Below are 19,661 nucleotides of genomic sequence, written 5' to 3' on the forward strand. Positions count from 1 at the left end.
GTTGTCCATGAGCACCACACCCGAGACGCTCCGCTGGTACGGGGACGGGTACCCGAGCACCGATCCGGCGGGGATCCACCAGGCCCTGACCAGGGTGGAGCAGCCCTGTTTCATCGTGTCGACCGCGCAGGGCGCCGGCGCGGCGGCCGGCGGCACGGCCGCCGCGGGCGGCGACGGGCCGGCGGTGCTGGCCGCCGTGCCCGCGCTGCCGCCGCACCGCCTCGGCTCGGCCGCCTTCCGCGCCGCGCACGGAGTGCGGCAGGCGTACATGGCGGGCGCGATGGCCGGCGGCATCGCCTCCGCCGACCTGGTGATCGCCCTGGCCCGGCAGGGGTTCCTCGCCTCGTTCGGCGCGGCCGGACTGCTGCCGGGCACGATCGAGCAGGCGCTGGCCCGCTTCGCCGCCGAGATCCCCGGACTGCCGTACGCCGTCAACCTCATCCACAGCCCCAGCGAGGAGCGTCTGGAGCGCGAGGCGGTCGAGCTGTTCCTGCGGCACGGGGTGCGGTGCGTGGAGGCGTCCGCGTTCCTGGGTCTGACGCCGCACCTGGTCCGCTACCGGCTGGCCGGACTGCGGCGCGACCCGTCGGGCCGGATCGTCGCCGAGAACCGGGTCGTCGCCAAGGTGTCGCGGGCCGAGACCGCCGAGCGGTTCATGCGCCCGGCGCCCACCGCGATGGCCGAGGCGCTGCTGCGGGACGGACTGATCACCGCCGAGCAGGCGCAGCTCGCCCACCACCTGCCGCTCGCCGACGACATCACCGTGGAGGCGGACTCCGGCGGGCACACCGACCGGCGGCCGCTCCCGGCGCTGTTCCCGGTGATCGCGCGGCTGCGCGACCAGATCCAGCACGAGCACCGCTACGCCACGCCGGTGCGCGTCGGCGCGGCCGGCGGACTGGGGACGCCGGTCGCCGTCGCCGCCGCCTTCGCGATGGGCGCCGCCTATGTGGTGACCGGCTCCGTCAACCAGTCCTGCCTGGAGTCGGGCACCTCCGCCGCCACCCGGGAACTCCTCGCGCAGGCGGAGGTGACGGACTGTGTGATGGCGCCGGCGGCCGACATGTTCGAGATGGGCGTCGAGCTGCAGGTGCTGCGCCGCGGCTCGATGTTCCCGATGCGGGCCGCTCAGCTCTACCAGCTGTACCAGGCGTACGACGGCATCGACGCGCTGCCCGCGGTGCAGCGGGAACGGCTGGAGTCCCAGGTGTTCCGGCGGCCGCTGGAGGACGTGTGGAAGGACTGCGTGGAGTACTTCAGCCGGCGTGACCCGGACCAGCTGCGGCGCGCCGCGGACAGTCCCAAGCGGCGGATGGCCCTGGTGTTCCGCTGGTACCTGGGCATGGCGTCGCGCTGGGCGGTGACGGGGCAGCCGGACCGGGCGGCCGACTACCAGATCTGGTGCGGGCCGGCGATGGGCAGCTTCAACGCCTGGGTGTCCGGCAGCTACCTGAAGACCCCGGAGAACCGGACGGTCGCCGACGTCGCCCACCATCTGATGCGGGGCGCCGCCTTCCACACGCGCGTCGCCCAGCTGGCCACCGCGGGCGTCACCCTGCCCGCGTCGGCCGCCGACTACCGCCCGGTGCCGCTGGAGCCGGCCGCGCTGCCGGAGGCCGCCCGATGAGCCGCACCCTGACACCCGAGGGCGTGGAGCGGCTGCTCGGTGACCCCGAGTCGGCGGACAACCCGTACGGGTTCGCCGCGGCCGTGGCCCGGGACGAGGCCGACGCCCATCCCGACGAGCTGTGCCGGCGGCTGGTCTCGGCGGGCTTCCACCTCAACTACCTGCCCCGGGAGTGGGGCGGCGGGTTCGACTCGTTCGACCGCGCGCTGACCCTGGTGCGCGCGGCGGCCCGCAGGGACGTGAACGTGATGCCGGGCACGATGTTCGGCATCATCGCCGCCACCTGCCTCCAACTGCACGGCAGCGAGCGGCAGCGCGAGCGGGTGGCCCGGATCCTGACCGGCGGCGGCTCCGTCGGGTTCGCCCTCACCGAGGCCGGGCACGGCAGCGACCTGCTGGCGGGCGAGGTGCGGCTGGACGGGGACGGGCGGCTGCACGGCGAGAAGTGGATGGTCGGCAACGGCATGCGCTGCGAGGCCGTGTACGTGGTGGCGCGCACCGGTGAGCGCGGGCCCGGCGCGTTCTCCGCCTTCCTGCTGGACGCCGACGCGGACGGCCTCGTGCGCGAACCGGCCCCGCGCACCGGCGGCATGCGCGGCGTGGACACCGCGCGGCTGCGCTTCACCGGGGTGCGGGTGCCCGAGGACGCCCTGGTCGGCAAGGCCGGCGAGGGCCTGGAGGTGGCGATCCTCGCCCAGCAGGCGGTACGCCTGATGAGTCTGGCGGGCAGCCTCGGCTGCGCGGACACGGCGCTGCGGCTGACCCTCGGTTTCGCCGCCGGGCGGCGGGTCGCCGGCACACCGCTGCTGGAGGCGCCGCACTCGCGGCGGGAGCTGGCGGTCGCCTCGGCGGCGCTGCTGGCGGCGGACGCGGTGGCGCTGGCCGCCGCCCGCGGCATCCATGTCGTCCCGGAGGTGTTCAGCGTGTGGGCGCCGGCCGCCAAGCACGTGGTGGCCGAGGCGGGCGACGAGCTGGTGCGGCGCTGCGCCGGTGTCCTCGCCACCCGCTCGGTCCTGCGCGAACAGGCGCCGGGCGGGGGCCTGTTTCAGAAGCTGCAGCGCGACACGGCGGTGGTGCGGGTGATCGACGCCAGCCCGCTGGCCAACCTGCGCTCCTACGCCGCCCAGATCCCCGCCCTGGCCGGCCGCGACGAGAGGCCCGAACCGGCCGTGCTGCACCGGATCTTCGACCTGGGCGCCGACCTGCCGCCGTACCGGCCGGAGCGGCTGGACCTGGTGGCCCGGCGGGCCGATCCGGTCCTGCCGGGGCTGGTCGCCGTGGCGGGTGCGGTCCGCGCGGAGCTGACCGATCCGCGTGCCGCGGCGCTGGTGGGGCGGCTGGCGGACGCCGTCGCCGCGCTGGGCGCCGAGGTGGCCGCCGCACGGCGGCGCGGCGCCGACCCCAACGCCCTGACCGATGCCGCCGAGCGCCATGCCTGGCTGCACGCCGCCGCCGCGTGCGTGCACCTGTGGTGGGCCAACCGGCAGCGGTCGCTGTACGGCGGCGAGCCGGGCGCGTCCGGCTGGCTGCGCGCCGTGCTGTCCTTCCTCCTCGACCGGGCCGCCGGCACCGATCCCCGCCGGCACGGCCCCGACCTGCTGCCCGCCCTCGACACCGCGGACGCCCTGCGGAAAGGCCACCGGCTCATGACCGCCCTGCCCGTTCCCCTCGCTCACGAATCCGCCCGCCCGTGCGACCCGATGGAGGCCTCCTGATGTCCCAGGCCGAGCTGACCGAACTGGCCCGGCGGTTCGAGGAGTACCTCGGAGACCCGCACGACCCGGCGAGCCGGATGCCGTTCACCACCGTCCTCGAGCACGACGAGCGCGACGCCTTCCCGTACGCCTTCGTCGGCATGCTGCGCCGCTGGGGCTTCCTGGACTACGGGCTGCCCGCGGAGCAGGGCGGCAAGGCCGGCAATCCGGAGACCGGTTTCACGCTGATGCGTCTGGTGGCCCGCCGCGACGGCGCCACCGCCATCGCGCTCGGGCTGACCCAGGCCGCGTTCACTCCGGTGTGGATCGCCGGCACGGACGAGCAGAAGCGGCGGCAGATCGCCGACATCCACGCCGGTGTCGGGCTGTCGTGGGGGCTGTCCGAGGCCGCGCACGGCAGTGACCTGCTGAACAACGAGGTCGTCGCCGAGCGGGTCCCGGGCGGCTACCGCCTCACCGGTGAGAAGTGGCCGATCGGGAACGCCACCTACTCCGACCGCATGGTCGTCTTCGCCCGCACCGGGCCGCGCCGCGGCGCCGGGGACTACTCGATCCTGGTGGTCGACAAGTGGCGGGCCGAGGCGGAGACGGTGCGCGAGACGCACCCGGTCAAGCAGCACGGCGTACGGGCCCTGGACCTGAGCGGGCTGCGGTTCGACGGCGTGTTCGTCCCCGAGGAGGACCGGATCGGCGCCGAGGGGCAGGGCCTGGAGATCGCCCTGAAGACCAGCCAGACGGCGCGCCTGGTGATCCTCAGCCTCGCCCTGTCCGGGGTGGACACCTCGCTGCGCACGGCCCTGGAGTTCGCGCAGGACCGGGTGCTGTTCGACCGTCCCGTGGTGGAGGTGCCGCACACCGGGCGCCAGCTCGCGGAGTCGTTCGCGGAGCTGATGGTCGCGGACGCGGTGTGTCTGGGCGCCGTGCGCAGCCTGCAGGCCTCGCCGGCGCAGGTGAGCGTGTGGTCGTCGGTGGCCAAGTACGTGGTGCCGACGGTGCTGGAGGAGACGCTGTCGCGGCTGAACCTGGTGCTCGGGGCGCGGGTGTTCCTGCGGACGCACCCCCGGTTCGGCATGCACCAGAAGATGCTGCGGGACCTGCTCGTCACCAACATGGCCGACGGCAACACCGTGGTGAACCTGCGCAACATCGGCCACCAGCTGCCCTCGCTGCTGGAGCGGGCGCTCACCGCCGGGCCGGAGGTGCGGGCCGCGGCGGCGGACCGCACGGCCGTGCTGTACGGCATGGACACCGAGCTGCCCGTGTACCGGCCGCATCTGCAGGAGTTGTCCAGCCGGGGCCTGGACGACGCGGTCCTGGCCGCGCCTCGAGCGCTGGAGCGGCTGCGCGCGCTCGCCGACGAGGCCGGCGACAAGGACCGGGACCGGCTCGTGGCGGCCGCCGACATCGCCGGGGAACTCCTGGGCCGACTGGGCCCGTTGCGGGACCGGCAGGCCCGGTTGCAGGCGGACCTGGGCCGCGGCTACGCCCACTCGGCGGAACTGTTCGACCTGGCGCAGGAGTACTGCCTGCTGCACGCCGCCGCGGCGTGCGTCCACACCTACGTCCACTCGCACGGGGCGATGGCCGCGCCGCTGCCCAGTCCCGCCCTGCTGCTGCTCCAGCTGGAGCGGCTGCGCAAGCGGTTCCACCCGTACGAGCCGTACCGCGACCCGGACGCGGTGGCGGAGGTGCTGGACCTGCTGACCCGGCTGCACGACGACAACCGGCTGCTGTCGCACTGGCCGATCGCCCTGGCCGAGCGGACGGCGCCCACCGAGGGCGTGCGATGCGCCGAGGCCCGCTGACCGGCGGGCGGGCCCCGCGGGAGGCGACGGTGGCCGACCTGTGGACGCTGCCCGAGCACCGGGTCGCCGAACTGGCCGACCGCTCGGGCGGGTCGGCCCTGCTGACGCCGCAGGAGCGCCGGCGGCACCGCCGGCTCAGGACGTCCGGGGCGCGCCGCCGCTTCCTGGGCGGTCGGCTGCTGTGCCGGCTGGCGCTCAGCTCCGTCACCGGGCTGCCGCCGGACGGCTGGCGGTTCGACCGCACCCGGTACGGCCGTCCGGAGCTCGCCGGGGACCACGGCGGTCTGCGCTTCAACCTGTCCCACACCGACGGCCTGATCGCCTGCGTGGTGACCCGGGGCCGGTCCTGCGGTGTGGACGTGGAGCGGGTGCCGCTGGACCGCGCCACGGCCGGTGCGCTGCGCGACCACTTCGACGCCGCGCAGCGGGCGGCGTTCGACGCGGCGCCGGACCCGGTCGCGGCGCTGGGCGAGCAGTGGGTCCTGACGGAGGCGTATCTGAAGGGCCTCGGCACGGGACTGGCGTACGGAGTACGGCAGTTGAGGTTCGAGCCTCGCGGGCCCGGGTGGTTCGCCGTGGCCGACGGGCGGCGGCCCGCCGCCGGCCGGCGCTGGCGCATCGACCTGCTGCGCCCGGGACCCGGTCATCTCCTGGCCGTCGCCGTGGAGGGCGGCACCGGCCCGCCGCGCCGGCACCCAGCGGCCGGGCAGGCCCTCGCCGACGCCGCCACGACCCCGCACCCCGACCCGCACGCGGGACCGCACCCGGCCCCACCGCACGACCTCTCCCCCGACCCCTTGTCGACCGTCACCTGATCCGGAAGGACCTCCCATGCCGCAGCACACCCCGCCGCGCGTCGCCGTCATCGGCTCCGGCCCCGCCGGCCTGTCCGCCGCCTACCACCTGCGTGAACGCGCCCGGATCACCGTCTTCGAACGCGAGCCCCGGCCGGGCGGCCACGCCAACACGGTGGAGGTCGAGGAGAACGGCCGCGTGATCGGCCTGGACACGGCGTTCATCGTGTTCAACCGCCGTTTCTACCCCCGGCTGTGCGGCTTCTTCGACGACCTGGGCGTGGAGACCGTCGCCCACCCGGGCGGCTTCACCTTCTTCGACCTGGACAGCGGCCTCGAGTACGGCACGGACGAACTCGAACTCGACGAGGCGGCGATCGAGGAGCGCTACGCCGCGAGCCATCCCGGCTTCCCGGGTGTCTGGCGGGAGGTGCGCCGCTTCCACGAGGAGAGCCGCCGGGACTTCGCCCGCGGTCGCGCCGACATGTCCATGGGCGAGTACCTGGACAAGGGCGGCTACAGCGAGGAGTTCCGCCACTCGTACCTGATCATGCTCTGCTCGGCCGTCTGGTCGGTGCCGGCGGAGCTGGTGTGGGAGATGCCGGCGGCCACGGTGATCGCGTTCTTCGTGGGCCACGACGAGGGCGGCCTCGGCGGCCGGCGCGTCGACTGGCGCACGGTCGGCGGCGGCTCGATCTCCTACGTGCGCAAGGCGCTCGCCGCGACCGGCCCGGAGCTGCGCACCGGTGAGCCCGCCACCGCGGTGCGGCAGGAGGCCGACGGCGTCGCCGTCACCACCGCCTCCGGCACCACGCGGTTCGACTACGCCGTGCTGGCCACGCACGCCGACGAGGCGGCCGCCCTGCTGGAGAACCCGACGGACGCGCAGCGCTCGGCCCTGGAGGGGATCCGCTACAGCCGCTCGACGGTGGTGCTGCACACCGACCCGTCCCTGATGCCCGCCGACCGGGACGGCTGGCTGGCGTGGAACTACGGCAAGGTGCGGGCGGACGGCGCGACCCGCTGCTTCGTGACCTACTACCTGAACCGGCTGCAGGACTTCACGGCGGAGAAGGACTACTTCGTCACCCTGGACCCGCCCCGGCCGATCGACCCCGAGGCGGTCATCGAATCGTTCGACTACACGCACCCGGTCATCGACATGGGGCTGCGCGAGCGGCAGTCCGTGATCCACGGGGCGAACGAGGGCACGCGGGTGAAGCTGGCCGGGTCGTACTTCCACTCCAGGGAGCTCGGCCCGGACCTGATCGGTTCGCACGAGGCGGCCTTCTCGGCGGGGGCGGACGCGGCGGACCGGATCCTCGACGAACTGTCCTGACACCGGCCACCGGGCCCCTTCCGGGGCCGGTCCGGCGCATCACGTCGCGGGGAACCCACGGTGCCGTGCGGGCTCCCGTGGCCGCGGCATGCTCCGCCGGGCCGGCCCTACTCGGGGGTGCCGCTGAACAGCCGGGCCGACTTGTCCTCCTGGGCGAGGCGGCGCAGGGCGAGCAGGGCGGGCTCCAGCAGCACCGAGACCAGCACGGCGCGTTCGGCCAGCTCCAGCAGGCCGGACGCGCCGTTCATCTGTTTGACGTCGAGTTCCGACATGCGGTCGGTGAGGCGGGCGTAGGGCAGCAGGGACTGCCAGCCGATGCCGGCGTCCACGTCGGCCAGGGCGTCCAGGACGTCGCCGAGGGTCTGGATGGCGGCGGTGCCGGGCGACACCTCCCAGCCCATCTCGGTGATCAGCCGGCGGGCGTCGGCGACACCGGGCGTGTCGCCTTCGGCGGTCTCCTCCTCCTTGGCCTGCTTCTTCAGCTTGGTGGCCGGCCGGGCGTCGGTCACGATGCCGAAGATCTGGTGCAGGTCGCCCTCCTCGGTGATGGCGCCCAGGATCTCCTTCACCGCGCTCACCGACAGCCGCCGCACGCCGACCAGGGTGCGGATCAACCGCAGGCGGCGCAGGTGCTCCTCGCCGTACTCGGCCTGGTTGGCGGCCGTGGCCTGGCCCTGCGGCAGCAGACCGTCCCGCAGGTAGTACTTGATCGTGGGGATGGAGACGCCACTGCGGCGGCTGAGTTCCGAGATCTTCATCGAGCTCCACTTACCTACTGGATAACGGATAACGGATCGCGCTACTATCCATTATGAGCTAAGCCGGTCGTCTCCAGGAAGGTGGGCGTCACAATGCCGACTCTCGGCTGGATCACCCCCAACCCCGCACCCCCGCACCAGCAGGTCTTCGTCATGGCGTCGCGCTTCGAGCTGAAGTCGCTCTCGGACGTCCCGAAGTTCCTGATCAAGTCCCTGAGCTCCTGGAGCCAGGTGAAGAAGGCGCGGGGCGCCTACGGGGCCTCACTCATCGCGCAGCCGTTCAAGCGCGTCTTCTACACCCTGTCCGCCTGGGAGGACCGCTCCACGCTGTACGCGTACGCAAAGGCGGACCCCCACGGCGAGGCCATGAGGGCGATGCGGCCGGCCTGCCGGCGGTCGACGTTCGTCTACTGGGAGGCCGACTCCGCCCAGCTGCCGATCAGCTGGGACGAGGCCAAGCGGCGGCTGGACGCCAAGGCGCGCGAGGACGCCGCCCCGGGCGACCGCGCCGCCTGACCCTCCCCGTACAGCCGCCCCACCGGCCTCCCCCGCAGTTCCACCACCCCGTTCCCCCACCCCTTGCACCCTCATGCGGGTCCGCATCATGGAGGTTTTGACATGAGCACGTTCAAATCCGGGGAGGGCGGCGCCGTGACCGGCCCCTCCGTCGCGGGTGCCGGTGCGCGCCGGCCCTTATGGCTGATCATCGTCGCCTGCAGCGTCCCGATGTTCATGGTCGCCCTCGACAACCTGGTGGTGTCGACGGCCCTGCGCACCATGGCCGTCGACCTGGACGCGTCCACCGAGGACCTGCAGTGGTTCGTCAACGCCTACGTCCTCAGCTTCGCCTGTCTGCTGCTGACCGGCGCCGCGCTCGGTGACCGCTTCGGCCGGCTGCGCGTGTTCGTGGCGGGCATCGCGCTGTTCACCCTGGCCTCCATCGGCTGCGGCCTCGCCGACAGCAGCGGCCAGCTCATCCTCATGCGGGCACTGCAGGGCCTCGGCGCCTCCGCCGTGATGCCGCTGTCGCTGACCCTGCTGGCGGAGGAAGTGCCGGACAAGAAGCGCAACCTGGCGCTCGGGCTGTGGTCCGCGGTCAGCGGCCTGGCCGTGGCACTGGGTCCCGTGGTGGGCGGCGCGGTGGTCGACGGCCTCGACTGGCAGTGGATCTTCTGGATCAACGTCCCGGTGTGCCTGGTGGCCATCCCGCTGGCGCTGACCGTGCTGCGCGACAGCTCCCTGGCCGACACCCGGCTCGACCTGCTCGGCATGCTGCTGGCCACCGCCGGGCTCCTCGCCGTCGTCTGGGCCATCGTCAACGGCGAGGACGAGGGCTGGAGTTCGGCCGTCATCCTGTCGGCGTTCGCCGGCGGTGCCGTCCTGCTGGCCCTGTTCGTGCTGTGGGAGCGGCGTGCCCCGCAGCCGCTGCTGCCGCTGTCCTTCTACCGCAAGCGGGCCTTCGTCTTCTCCAACCTGGTCTCCGCGAGCATGTACTTCGGTGTCTTCGGCTCGATCTTCCTGCTCTCGCAGTTCTTCCAGATCGCCCCGGTCCGCACCCCGCTCGAGGCCGGTGTGCTCACCCTGGCCTGGACCCTGATGCCGATGTTCGTCGCGCCGGTCGCCGGCGCCCTCACCGACAAGGTGGGCGGCGGCCGGCTGATGGCCCTCGGCCTGCTGCTTCAGGCCATTGGTCTGGCCTGGATCAACCTGGTGGCCACCTCCGACACCCCCTACTCGCGTATGGTCGGCGCCATGGTCATCGCGGGCATCGGCATGGGCCTCGTCTTCGCACCGACCGCGGCGGTGGTGCTCGGCTCGGTCGGGCCCCAGCACCGGGGTAAGGCGTCCGGCGCCAACAACACCGTCCGCGAGATCGGTGGTGCCCTCGGCACCGCCATCCTGAGCAGCGTCTTCGTGCACTACGGCGACGACCGCACCGCTCAGGGGTTCGTCGACGGCATGCGTCCGGGCATCTGGATCGGCGTCGCCGTGGTGCTCGTGGGCGCCCTGTGCGCGCTCGCGATCCCGCGCCCCCGGCCCGAGCCCGGCACGCCGTCCGCCGCGGCCGAGGAGCGGGCACCCGACCGCACCCCCAGCTCGGCGACCCCGTAGACGCGGCCGCCGCTCCTTCGGGAGCGGCGGCCCGGTGATGCACTTCGCGTTCGAAATCACCCAGCACGACCTTCGGAACGGGGCTCAGGGGATCTTGATGCAGCTGTTGTCATCATGTCGCGCCAACGGACTCTGCCAGCCGGGTGTCAGCCGGCTGCTGGGCCTGCTGATCACCGCCACGCTGACCGTGTCGGTCCTCGTCCACAGCGCACTGCGCAACCAGACCCACCCGGCGACCGAGCTGGTGGTCGTCCCGCTGCTGTCCGGGCTGTTACTCGCCCTGCAGGTGGGCGTGTTCGTCGCGCAGGGCGGCCCACGCGGCGACGGGCCGGCGCGAAGAGCCGCGGCGGCGGTGGCCGCCCAGTGCCTGATCGTCGTCCTCTCCGCCGTCGTGCTGGACGTGGAGTTCTGCGTGCTGGCCGGCTACCTCGCGGGTTCCCTGCCGCTGGTGCTGCCCGGCCGGTACGCCTGGCCGCTCTTCGCCTTCGTGGTGTTCACCGGCCCGGTCGCCGCCACCCGCGCGGACGGCTCACCCCTGCACCTCGTCCACATGGGGCTCGGCGTCATGGTCACCGGGCTGATGGCCTTCACGCTCTCCAGCACCATGCTGATGGTGCGGCAGTTCCGGCAGTTCCGGCAGGACTTCGCCCGGGCCGCCGTACAGAACGAGCAGTCCCGCTTCGCCCGTGACCTGCACGATCTGCTCGGCCACACCGTCTCCGCGCTCTCCCTGCGCGCCGAACTGCTGCACCGCACCTTCCAGCGCCGGCCGGAGCTGGCCGCCGCCCAGATCGACCAACTGCTGCGCACCGCACGGCAGTCGATGACCGAGATCCGGATGGCGGTGCGCGGCTACCGGGAGCTGCCGCTGCTCGGCGAGATCCGCTCGGCCGCCTCACTGCTGGGCGCCATGGGCGTCAAGGTGACCCTGCGGGTGACCGCGCTGCCCTCGCGCGGCGAGGCCGCCACCGCGATCGCCGCGGTCCTGCGGGAGTCCGTCACCAACGTGCTGCACCACAGCGAGGCCTCGCGCTGCGCCGTCCTGCTGACCGGCGGACCCGGCATCGTACGGCTGGAGGTCGTCAACGACGGCGCCGGCCGCGGCGACCGCCGCGCGTCGCGGGGTTCCGGCAGCGGACTGGGCAATCTCAGCCGGCGGGTGACCGAACTCGGCGGCACCCTGGAGACCCGGCGCACCGAGCAGGGCACGTTCCGGTTGGTGGCCGTGGTGCCGACCGCGTCCGTGTCCGTACCGCCCTGGGGCGGCACACATTTGCAAACCGCGACGGTCGACATGGCCAACGTCGCCTGACGGCAACTCTTCACCGAAGTACCGGACGCAGCTTTCCCCGACACGTTCACGCCTTGCATGTCTATGATTCTGGCCAGGGCTTGGACAATCTGCGGGGGGGATGTGTGTGATACGTGTTCTCTTGGCGGAAGATGTACAAATGGTGCGGGAGGCGCTGGCCGCACTGCTCGAGCTGGAGGACGACATCCGGGTCGTGGCCGAGGTCGGCTGCGGTGAGGACGTGCTCGACGCGGCCAAGGGCGTCCGCCCCGACCTCGTGATCGTCGACGTCAACATGCCCGGCCTGGACGGGCTCACCGCGGCCGAACGGCTGCGCGACCAACTGCCCGACTCCCGCATCCTGGTGCTGACCGTCCTGGACGCGCCCAACGTCCTGCGCCGCGCGCAGGACGTCCGCGTCGACGGCTACCTCGTCAAGAACGCACCGGTGGAACACCTCGTCAAGGCCGTACGCCAGATCATGGCCGGAGAACGCGTCATCGCACCGGAACTGGCCCTCGCCGCCTGGGAGGGCCAGGCCAGTCCGCTCACCGCACGCGAGGCCGATGTGCTCCGGCTCGCGGCAGCCGGGGCCGAGACGACCGAGATCGCCGAGCATCTGCACCTCTCCCCCGGCACCGTGCGCAACTACATGACCACCATCGTCGCCAAACTTGACGCGCGTAACCGCCTCGACGCCATCCGCATCGCGCGGGACGCGGGCTGGCTCCTCAACTCCTGAGAAACGGCCGGAAGTCGCACCCCATCGCAGCGTCAGTGACGCGTCAGCGGGCTTTGGGAAGGTACCGGCGCCAGTTCCGGACACCACCAAGCTCCGCGAGAGGAGCGAGCACGACGTGCGACGATTCAGCCTCGGACAGCCGGGCAGACCACTGCGCCTGGCCGTCTGTCTCACCGCGGCCGGCCTGACAGCCGCTCTGCTGACAGGCTCCGGCAACGCCACCGCATCACCCGAACCCGAGCGGACGACGTCGAAGTTCACCGCCAACGACGGCGTCACCTACACCGCCACCAACCACATGACGTCCGCCGCCGACGGCCGCGGACGCGAGTGGATGCTCACCTGGGCCGGTTCGGCGGACCCCGCCAAGCCGGACTTCCTCGCCGTGGTCGACGCCACGCGCAATTCGCCCACGTACGGCGAGGTCGTCAACACCGTCACCCTGGGCCCGGGCCTGGCCAACGAGGCCCACCACATGCAGTACGTGTGGCACAAGGGCGACCGCCTGTACGCGGGCGGGCTGCTGGCGGACACCGTCTACGTCTTCGACACCAAGGCGCTGCCGGCCCTGAAGCTGGTGGGCGTCAACTCGTCGGTCGACACCCCGTGCGGCACCGCGCCCGACGCCTTCCAGGTGCTGAGTGACGGCACCACGTACGCCACCTACCTCGGCGGACCGGACCTGCCCGGCCCGTGCACGTACACCAACGGCGAGGTCCGCGTCGGCAACGGTGCGGCCGGCTCGCCGGGCGAGATCGTGCGGATGGACGAGAACGGCCAGACCATCGCCGAGATCCCCGCCGCGCTCGCCGAGGGCGAGGACCCGGAGCAGTGCGGCAACGTGCCGAAGCTGGAGAAGGCCACCTGCGCCAACCCGCACGGCATCGCGGTCAGCGAAGAGCGCGACATCATGGTGGCGAGCGACTTCGTCGAGGCCCGCCACTTCATGAGCCCCAAGCTGCCCGACCAGGCGAGCCTGGCCCGCCAGACGGTCCGCGTGTGGGACATCACCAACCGCAACGACCCCGAGCTGCTCTCCGTCAGCAAGATGCCCGACGGGCCGCGCGCCGCGCGCGAGGACAAAGAGATGTGGCACGAGTCGCGGGTCGTGATGGAGCCGGCGCTGCCGCACAAGAAGCACCACAAGGGCGCGTTCGCCTCGTCCATGCTGGGCGGCGCGATCTTCTACGCGCCGGACGTGACGGTGCCGAACCCGAAGTGGCGTGAGGTCTTCGACGACACCACGGCCTACCGCAAGGCCGGTGCCGACCGGGACGTCACGGGCGCCGGCGACGCGGGCAGCTGGCTGATGGTCAGCCCCGACGACCGGTACCTGTTCCACACGGTGATGGGCCAGTCCACGCCGTACGGGGCGCCGCTCGACAAGACCACCGGCATGGTCTACGTGCTGGACATCCGCAAGCTGCTCGCCGCGGGCGACAACCCCAAGTGCGACATCGACTCCATCGACGAGGCGTACCGGGGCGGCAAGGAGCGCGACTGCCCGGCGGTGACCGACGCGATGCCGATCCGCGACACCACGGACGGCGGCCCGCACTGGGGCGCGATGGACAACTTCAAGCAGGTGCGCGGCGGTCTCTACAAGGAGACCGAGCACATCAGCCGCATCGCCACCTCGAACTACTTCATCGCCGGCTCCTTCAGCGGCGACGGCAACCACGAGGTGTGCATGTACGACCTCAGCAGGTCGGGCAAGCTGCGCCAGGACACCCGGTTCCGGGACGAGAACACCGGCCGGCCCTGCGTGGACTTCGACCGGACGTCGTGGCCGCACGGCGACACCGGTCCGGCCCGCCCGCACGGGATCCTGTTCACCGTCAGCGACAGCGTGCTGAAGTGATCGGGTCCGCCGAGACACAGGTGCCCGTCGCCGTTCCCCCGGGCGGCGGGCACCTGGCCCTTGTCCAGGAGACGCCGGCCGGGGGGATGCTGCCGGTGCTCGCGCTCGCCGCGGTCGTGGGGCTGGTGGGCGTCGTGGTCCTGGTCCGGCGGACGACGCTGCCGCGCCCGTACCTGTTCGCCTCCGGTGCCGTGTGCGTGCTGGTGCTGTCGTTCGTCCTCGGCGCGACACTGCGCCCGGTGGGCGGGACGGACACCACCGCCGCGGGGCACGGCACGGCGCACGGTGCGGCCGCGGCGGCCGAGCGGCCGTCCCCGCCCGGCACTCCGGTGCTGCGCACCCTGCACCTGGGCGGCGAGCAGGTCGGTGTGCTCGTGGTGCCGGGGCGTCCCGGCCGCAACCTGGTGGGGATCGGCGCGGCCGACGCCAGGGCCGGAACCGCCGACGAGGCACTGCGGAAGGGACAGCGGCGTCCCGGCAGTGCGCAGACCTGGGTCACCGTGGACCTGCCCGAGGGCAGCAGCACGCTGCGCATCTCCGCGGGCGGCGGGACGGCTTCGCTGACCGTGGACACCGGGCGGGACCGCCCGGCTGCACCGCCCGCGCTCGGCACCGCCGACGGTCCCGAGTGCGCCGCCGCGGCCGCCGGTGCGCTGGTCGCCGGTGACAGCGGGCCGCTCACCGCCTGCCCGTCCGACGGTCTCACCGCGGACGACTCCGCCGCGCTGCGGGCCACGGTGCGTTTCCTCGCCGGCCGCGGCACCGCGTCGCTGGCGCTCGTCTCCGACGACTCGCCGCGCGGCCGGAAGGCCGCCGCCGTCGTCCGTTCGGCGGCCCGGCAGGAAGGCATCACCGTCTCCGCGCCCGGCAGGAACCGTCCGCTGCTGGTGACGGCCGGATGGGCCGGGGCGACGCGGGTGGCCGACGCGGTGGAGAGCGGGAGGACTCCCGCCCAGGGCGTCTATCTCGCTCCGTGGAACCTGGCCCGTTCGGTGCTGACGCCGAGCGCCGGCCAGCTGATCCCGCTGCGCTTCACCCCGCGTACGGCGCGGGCCTCGGCGTACGCCGAGGCGCTGGCCGCGCGGCTGCCCGGCGAGTACCCCTCCGGCAGCGGATACGCGGCCTGGCAGCGGGCCCGCGGCGAGGAACCGCAAGCACGGCCCCGCCTCTTCGCCGCCTCCACCGCCTACGTGCCCGGAACGATGGTCTCCGCGGACGGCGGGGACACGGGCGGCGGCCACCAGCACGGAGCGGCCGGTGCCGACTGGCTGCCGTCGGGAATGATCGCGCCGGTCAGCGGCCCGATGAGGGAGGGATGAGCCATGACCCGGGACCGCAAGCGAGTCGAGGGACAGTGGGCGCTCGGCGAACGCCAACCGCTGAACGCCAACGAGCAGTTCAAGCAGGCCGAGGATCCGCTGCTGGTGCGCGAACGCATCGAGCGGACGTACGCGAAGGAGGGTTTCGCCTCCATTCCCGCGGACGATCTGCGCGGCCGGTTCCGCTGGTGGGGGCTGTACACCCAGCGGCGGCCCGGCATCGACGGCGGGCGCACCGCGACCCTCGCCCCGGAGGAGCTCGACGACGAGTACTTCATGCTGCGGGTACGGGTCGACGGTGGCGGTCTCGACGTCGCCCAGCTCCGTGAGGTCGCGGCGCTGTCCCGTGAGTTCGCGCGGGACACCGCCGACATCACCGACCGGCAGAACATCCAGTTCCACTGGATCCGCATCGAGGACGTGCCGGAGATCTGGCGCCGGCTGGAGGCGGTCGGGCTGTCCACCACGGAGGCCTGCGGGGACTGCCCGCGCGTCGTGCTGGGCAGCCCGGTCGCCGGGGTGAGCGCCGACGAGGTCCTGGACGCCGGGCCGGCGATCCGGGAGATCACCGAGCGGTACATCGGCGACCCGTCGCTGTCCAATCTGCCCCGCAAGTTCAAGTCCTCCGTGTCCTGGCTGCCCGATGTGCCGTACCAGATCCACGACGTGTCCTTCCTCGGCGTCGAACACCCCGAGCACGGGCCCGGGTTCGACCTGTGGGTGGGCGGCGGGCTGTCGACCAACCCGAGGCTGGCCGACCGGGCCGGTGCGTGGGTGCCGCTGTCGGAGGTCGCCGAGGTCTGGGCGGGCGTGGCCGGTCTCTTCCGCGACTACGGCTACCGGCGGCTGCGCAACCGGGCGCGGCTGAAGTTCCTGGTCGCCGACTGGGGTGTGGAGCGGTTCCGGGAGGTGCTGGAGAAGGAGTACCTGGGGCGGCGGCTGGCCGACGGGCCGGCGCCGGTGCTGCCGGCCTCGCCGGTCGACCACATCGGGGTGCACAAGCAGCGGGACGGGCGGTACTACGTCGGTGCCGCGCCGGTGGTGGGCCGGGTGTCGGGGACGCGGCTGGCGGCGCTCGCGGACGCGGCCGCGGCCCACGGCTCGGACCGCGTGCGGCTCACCCCGTACCAGAAGGTGCTGGTCCTCGACGTGGCGGACCCGGAGCCGCTGGTGCGTGAGCTGGAGGCGCTCGACCTGCGGGTGGACGCCTCGCCGTGGCGGCGCGCCACCATGGCGTGCACGGGCCTGGAGTACTGCAAGCTGGCGATCGTCGAGACCAAGGCGCGGGCGGCGGAGCTGGTGGCCGAGCTGGAACGGCGGCTCGGGGACCAGCAGGCGGACATCACCGTCAATCTCAACGGCTGCCCGAACGCCTGCGCGCGCACCCAGGTCGCGGACATCGGCCTCAAGGGCCAGCTCCTGACGGGCCCGGACGGCAGCCAGGTGGAGGGCTTCCAGGTCCACCTCGGCGGTGCGCTGTCGCTGTCCCAGGAGGACGAGGCGGCCTTCGGCCGCAAGCCGCGCGGTGTGAAGGTGCTCGCGGCCGAACTGCCGGACTTCGTGGAGGGGCTGGTGCGCAAGTACCGGGCCGGCCGGGCCGACCCGTCGGAGACGTTCACCCAGTGGGTCACCCGGATCGACGAGTCCCAGCTGACCTGACCCCGCGGCACGCACGGCGCCCACGGGCCACGGACGACGTGGCCCGTGGGCGCCGCCGTGTCTCCGGCCATCCGCACACCCGCACACCCGGCGACGGACCCGTCCCGCATCCGGCACGCACACCGTGCCGCAGGACCACCGGGCCTCCCCACGAACGACGGCCCGGCACCCCTACGGGCCCGCGGGCCCGCATCCCCGCGACCAGCGGTCCCGGCGCCCACACGACCAGCGGTCCCGGCGCCTACGCGACCTGCGGGCCCCTGCCTCCGGCAGGCACACGCGTCCGCCGCGCCTTCGCTCACCGCGTCCGCCGCGCATCCGCTCACCGCGTCCGCCGCGCCTGCGCTCACAGCGTCCGTGCGCCCCGGGAACACCGCCGTGCAGTCGGCGCCCACCTCGCGCACCGCACCCCTCACCACCGCGTGCCCGGTTCGGGACCTCACCACCGCGTGCCCGGTTCCGGACCTCACCACCGCGTGCCCGGTTCCGGACCTCACCACCGCGTGCCCGGTTCCGGATCTCACCACCGCGTGCCCGGTCCGGGCCTCACCACCGCGTGCCCGGTCCGGGCCTCGGCGCGCGGGCCCCGGCGCGGCGCGCCCGCGCCCGCCGGTGGCCCGGCGTCGGCGGGCCCGTGCCGTCACCGTGCCGACGGTGGTCGAGTGGTGCCGGTGCCGTGGCAGTCGGACGGCTGCGCGGCACCGTGCGCGGCGCGACCGGGCGTCGGCGCCGGAGTTCGCCGGCGTCCGGGACCGTCCGCCGCGTCCGGGGACGCGGACGGCCCCCGGCTGCTGCCGGGGGCCGTGCTGTCCGTTGGGTGGGTGGTACCGGAGGCGGTCACGGGCTACGGTGCACCGTCGCACCGCACTCCCGCGCCGTGTGTCACGACCCCGTGACCGCCTCCGGGCTGTGGTGCCGGGTGGTGTCAGTTGCGCGGCGCGAGGCCGCGGCTGCGCAGGACCCGGCGTTCCAGCGGGCTGAAGACCAGCAGGTCGATCAGGACGCCGACGGCGAGGATGAGGAGGATCCCGAAGAACACGCCGGGCAGGTCGATCGCCTCCCGGGAGTTGGCGAGGTAGCGGCCGAGGCCGACGCCCAGCTCCGGCGACGAGGCGATCAGTTCCGTCGCCATCAGGGACCGCCAGGAGAACGCCCAGCCCTGTTTGAGTCCCGCCGTGTAGCCGGGCAGTGCGGCGGGCAGCACGATGTGCCGGGCCCCGCGCAGCCCCGTCGCGCCGATCGTGCGGCCGGCCCGCAGGTACAGCGGCGGCACCTGGTCGATGCCCGAGACCAGTCCCACGGCGATCGACGGCACCGCGCCGAGCAGGATCACCGTGTACATCGCCGCGTCGGTGAGTCCGAACCAGATGATCGCCGCGGGCACCCAGGCCACCGACGGCAGTGACTGCAGTCCGGACAGCACGGGTTGCAGGGTGGCGCGGACGAACGGGACGCGGGCCACGACCAGCCCCAGCGGCGTGCCGATGGCCAGTGCGGCGAGGAAGCCCAGCAGGCCGCGTTCCAGGCTGGTCCAGACGATCTCGAAGAGGGTGCCCTGCCGCCACAGCGTGAGGAAGCTGTCGCCGACGGCGCGCGGGGTGGGCAGCCGCTCCTCGGACACCAGCCCGCCGGTGTGCAGCAGTTGCCAGACGGCCAGGACGACGGCGGCGCCCAGCAGCGGCGGGGCCACCTTCTGCCGCAGGACCTGGCGGACCGGGACCCGGGAGACGGGCTGCGTCTCCAGGGAGTCCAGGCCCGCTTCCAGGCCGGCGAGTTCGTCGTCGGCGCCCGCCGGTCGCGCCGTACCGGTGTCAGTGCCGCCCATGGCGCCGGATCTCCTTCCGCAGCTGCTCGGTGATCTCCGCGGACAGTTCGGCCACCGCGGGGTCCTCGGTGCGGCGCGGCTGGGGCATGCCGACGCTCCACTCGTGGGCGATCCGGCCGGGCCGGCACGACAGCAGGACCACGCGCTGCGCCAGCCGCACCGCCTCGCGCACGTTGTGCGTGACGAACAGGACGGAGACGCCGGTGTCCTGCCAGATCCGGGTGAGTTCCTCGTGCAGGACGTCCCGGGTGATGGCGTCGAGCGCGGCGAACGGCTCGTCCATCAGCAGCACGTCGGAGTCCTGGGCGAGGGCCCGGGCGAGGGCGACGCGCTGGCGCATGCCGCCGGACAGTTCGTGGACCCGTTTGCCGTACGCGTCCTGCAGCCGCACCAGGCCGAGGAGTTCCTCCGCGCGGGTGCGGCGTTCGGCCCTGGGCACGCCGCGCAGCCGGAGCACCAGCTCGATGTTCCGGCCCGCCGTCAGCCACGGGAACAGCGCGTGGTCCTGGAACATCAGGGCGGGCCGGCCGCCGGCCACCTCGATCCGGCCCGAGGACGGTTCGTCGAGCCCGGCCACCAGGTTGAGCAAAGTGGACTTGCCGCATCCGGAGGCGCCGAGCAGACAGATGAACTCGCCCGGGGCGACGTCGATGCTGATGTCCTGGAGGACCGTCTGGACGCCTTCCGGCCGGACGAAGGACTTGTGGGCGCCGACCACGCGGACGGCCGGTGTGCTGGGTGCGAGGGTGGCCGCGCCGGACGCAGCGTCCTGCTCCGTGATCGTTGTCGGATGCACTGGGGTCAACTCCTGGGT

At 73.4% G+C, this 19,661-nt stretch carries 15 protein-coding genes; 12 read left to right on the forward strand and 3 right to left on the reverse strand.

From position 1 onward, the window contains the following. Positions 1–7 precede the first annotated feature (7 nt). Genes FGW31_RS07460 through FGW31_RS07480 form a run of 5 tightly spaced genes read left to right on the forward strand, consistent with a single transcriptional unit; the run spans position 8 to position 7,280 of the window. Entirely contained in the window at positions 8–1,627 is a 1,620-nt protein-coding gene (locus FGW31_RS07460; protein ID WP_142192575.1) for a PfaD family polyunsaturated fatty acid/polyketide biosynthesis protein, read from the forward strand. Next, the gene (locus FGW31_RS07465; RefSeq protein WP_142192576.1) at positions 1,624–3,342 is read left to right on the forward strand and encodes an acyl-CoA dehydrogenase family protein; all 1,719 of its coding nucleotides are present in this window, start codon (positions 1,624–1,626) and stop codon (positions 3,340–3,342) included. The genes FGW31_RS07460 and FGW31_RS07465 overlap by 4 nt, the downstream gene beginning before the upstream one ends. Then, positions 3,342–5,147 carry an acyl-CoA dehydrogenase family protein gene (locus FGW31_RS07470; protein WP_142192577.1) on the forward strand — a complete coding sequence of 602 codons (1,806 nt, stop codon included), beginning with the start codon at positions 3,342–3,344 and terminating at the stop codon, positions 5,145–5,147. Before FGW31_RS07465 ends, FGW31_RS07470 begins: the two co-directional genes overlap by 1 nt. After that, positions 5,129–5,962, forward strand: a complete 834-nt coding sequence (locus FGW31_RS07475; RefSeq protein WP_142192578.1) for a 4'-phosphopantetheinyl transferase family protein — start codon at positions 5,129–5,131, stop codon at positions 5,960–5,962. The genes FGW31_RS07470 and FGW31_RS07475 overlap by 19 nt, the downstream gene beginning before the upstream one ends. A 16-nt stretch (positions 5,963–5,978) precedes the next feature. Continuing rightward, complete coding sequence (locus FGW31_RS07480) at positions 5,979–7,280, forward strand: NAD(P)/FAD-dependent oxidoreductase (protein WP_142192579.1); 1,302 nt, start codon at positions 5,979–5,981, stop codon at positions 7,278–7,280. Between the two features lie 107 nt (positions 7,281–7,387). Here the strand turns inward: FGW31_RS07480 and FGW31_RS07485 are convergent, their stop codons facing one another. Beyond that, positions 7,388–8,038, reverse strand: coding sequence for a MerR family transcriptional regulator (locus FGW31_RS07485; protein WP_142192580.1), 651 nt, complete (start codon positions 8,036–8,038; stop codon positions 7,388–7,390). A gap of 93 nt (positions 8,039–8,131) precedes the next feature. On the opposite strand from FGW31_RS07485, the gene FGW31_RS07490 reads away from it, so the two are divergent. The 7 genes from FGW31_RS07490 to FGW31_RS07520 all read left to right on the forward strand — a co-directional run bounded on the left by FGW31_RS07490 (position 8,132) and on the right by FGW31_RS07520 (position 17,022). Next, complete coding sequence (locus FGW31_RS07490) at positions 8,132–8,554, forward strand: DUF3291 domain-containing protein (protein WP_142192581.1); 423 nt, start codon at positions 8,132–8,134, stop codon at positions 8,552–8,554. Positions 8,555–8,656: 102 nt separating this feature from the next. Continuing rightward, positions 8,657–10,150, forward strand: a complete 1,494-nt coding sequence (locus FGW31_RS07495) for an MFS transporter (RefSeq protein WP_233288549.1) — start codon at positions 8,657–8,659, stop codon at positions 10,148–10,150. A gap of 97 nt (positions 10,151–10,247) precedes the next feature. Further along, positions 10,248–11,462, forward strand: coding sequence for a sensor histidine kinase (locus FGW31_RS07500; RefSeq protein ID WP_142231575.1), 1,215 nt, complete (start codon positions 10,248–10,250; stop codon positions 11,460–11,462). Between the two features lie 100 nt (positions 11,463–11,562). After that, positions 11,563–12,183, forward strand: a complete 621-nt coding sequence (locus tag FGW31_RS07505; RefSeq protein WP_182675341.1) for a response regulator — start codon at positions 11,563–11,565, stop codon at positions 12,181–12,183. A gap of 115 nt (positions 12,184–12,298) precedes the next feature. Then, positions 12,299–14,044, forward strand: coding sequence for a selenium-binding protein SBP56-related protein (locus FGW31_RS07510; RefSeq protein WP_142192584.1), 1,746 nt, complete (start codon positions 12,299–12,301; stop codon positions 14,042–14,044). Continuing rightward, the gene (locus tag FGW31_RS07515; RefSeq protein WP_142192585.1) at positions 14,041–15,363 is read left to right on the forward strand and encodes a hypothetical protein; all 1,323 of its coding nucleotides are present in this window, start codon (positions 14,041–14,043) and stop codon (positions 15,361–15,363) included. The genes FGW31_RS07510 and FGW31_RS07515 overlap by 4 nt, the downstream gene beginning before the upstream one ends. A gap of 3 nt (positions 15,364–15,366) precedes the next feature. Continuing rightward, the gene (locus FGW31_RS07520; RefSeq protein WP_142192586.1) at positions 15,367–17,022 is read left to right on the forward strand and encodes a nitrite/sulfite reductase; all 1,656 of its coding nucleotides are present in this window, start codon (positions 15,367–15,369) and stop codon (positions 17,020–17,022) included. Positions 17,023–17,947: 925 nt separating this feature from the next. Here the strand turns inward: FGW31_RS07520 and FGW31_RS07525 are convergent. Together FGW31_RS07525 and FGW31_RS07530 are read right to left on the reverse strand one after the other, a co-directional pair. Beyond that, positions 17,948–18,847: an ABC transporter permease gene (locus FGW31_RS07525; RefSeq protein WP_142192587.1), complete on the reverse strand. Its 900-nt coding sequence runs from the start codon at positions 18,845–18,847 to the stop codon at positions 17,948–17,950. Further along, a complete protein-coding gene (locus FGW31_RS07530) occupies positions 18,834–19,643 on the reverse strand; it encodes an ABC transporter ATP-binding protein (RefSeq protein ID WP_373303484.1) in 810 nt (269 codons plus the stop codon). Before FGW31_RS07530 ends, FGW31_RS07525 begins: the two co-directional genes overlap by 14 nt. Positions 19,644–19,661 lie beyond the last annotated feature (18 nt).

The organism is Streptomyces calvus (assembly GCF_006782915.1).
Lineage (GTDB): Bacteria > Actinomycetota > Actinomycetes > Streptomycetales > Streptomycetaceae > Streptomyces > Streptomyces calvus.

Bases quoted from the DNA above. Each gene is read 5' to 3' on its own strand.
- FGW31_RS07460 (WP_142192575.1), top strand. From the start codon at position 8: ATGAGCACCACACCCGAGACGCTCCGCTGGTACGGGGACGGGTACCCG.
- FGW31_RS07465 (WP_142192576.1), top strand. From the start codon at position 1,624: ATGAGCCGCACCCTGACACCCGAGGGCGTGGAGCGGCTGCTCGGTGAC.
- FGW31_RS07470 (WP_142192577.1), top strand. From the start codon at position 3,342: ATGTCCCAGGCCGAGCTGACCGAACTGGCCCGGCGGTTCGAGGAGTAC.
- FGW31_RS07475 (WP_142192578.1), top strand. From the start codon at position 5,129: ATGCGCCGAGGCCCGCTGACCGGCGGGCGGGCCCCGCGGGAGGCGACG.
- FGW31_RS07480 (WP_142192579.1), top strand. From the start codon at position 5,979: ATGCCGCAGCACACCCCGCCGCGCGTCGCCGTCATCGGCTCCGGCCCC.
- FGW31_RS07485 (WP_142192580.1), bottom strand. From the start codon at position 8,038: ATGAAGATCTCGGAACTCAGCCGCCGCAGTGGCGTCTCCATCCCCACG.
- FGW31_RS07490 (WP_142192581.1), top strand. From the start codon at position 8,132: ATGCCGACTCTCGGCTGGATCACCCCCAACCCCGCACCCCCGCACCAG.
- FGW31_RS07495 (WP_233288549.1), top strand. From the start codon at position 8,657: ATGAGCACGTTCAAATCCGGGGAGGGCGGCGCCGTGACCGGCCCCTCC.
- FGW31_RS07500 (WP_142231575.1), top strand. From the start codon at position 10,248: ATGCAGCTGTTGTCATCATGTCGCGCCAACGGACTCTGCCAGCCGGGT.
- FGW31_RS07505 (WP_182675341.1), top strand. From the start codon at position 11,563: ATGTGTGTGATACGTGTTCTCTTGGCGGAAGATGTACAAATGGTGCGG.
- FGW31_RS07520 (WP_142192586.1), top strand. From the start codon at position 15,367: ATGACCCGGGACCGCAAGCGAGTCGAGGGACAGTGGGCGCTCGGCGAA.
- FGW31_RS07525 (WP_142192587.1), bottom strand. From the start codon at position 18,847: ATGGGCGGCACTGACACCGGTACGGCGCGACCGGCGGGCGCCGACGAC.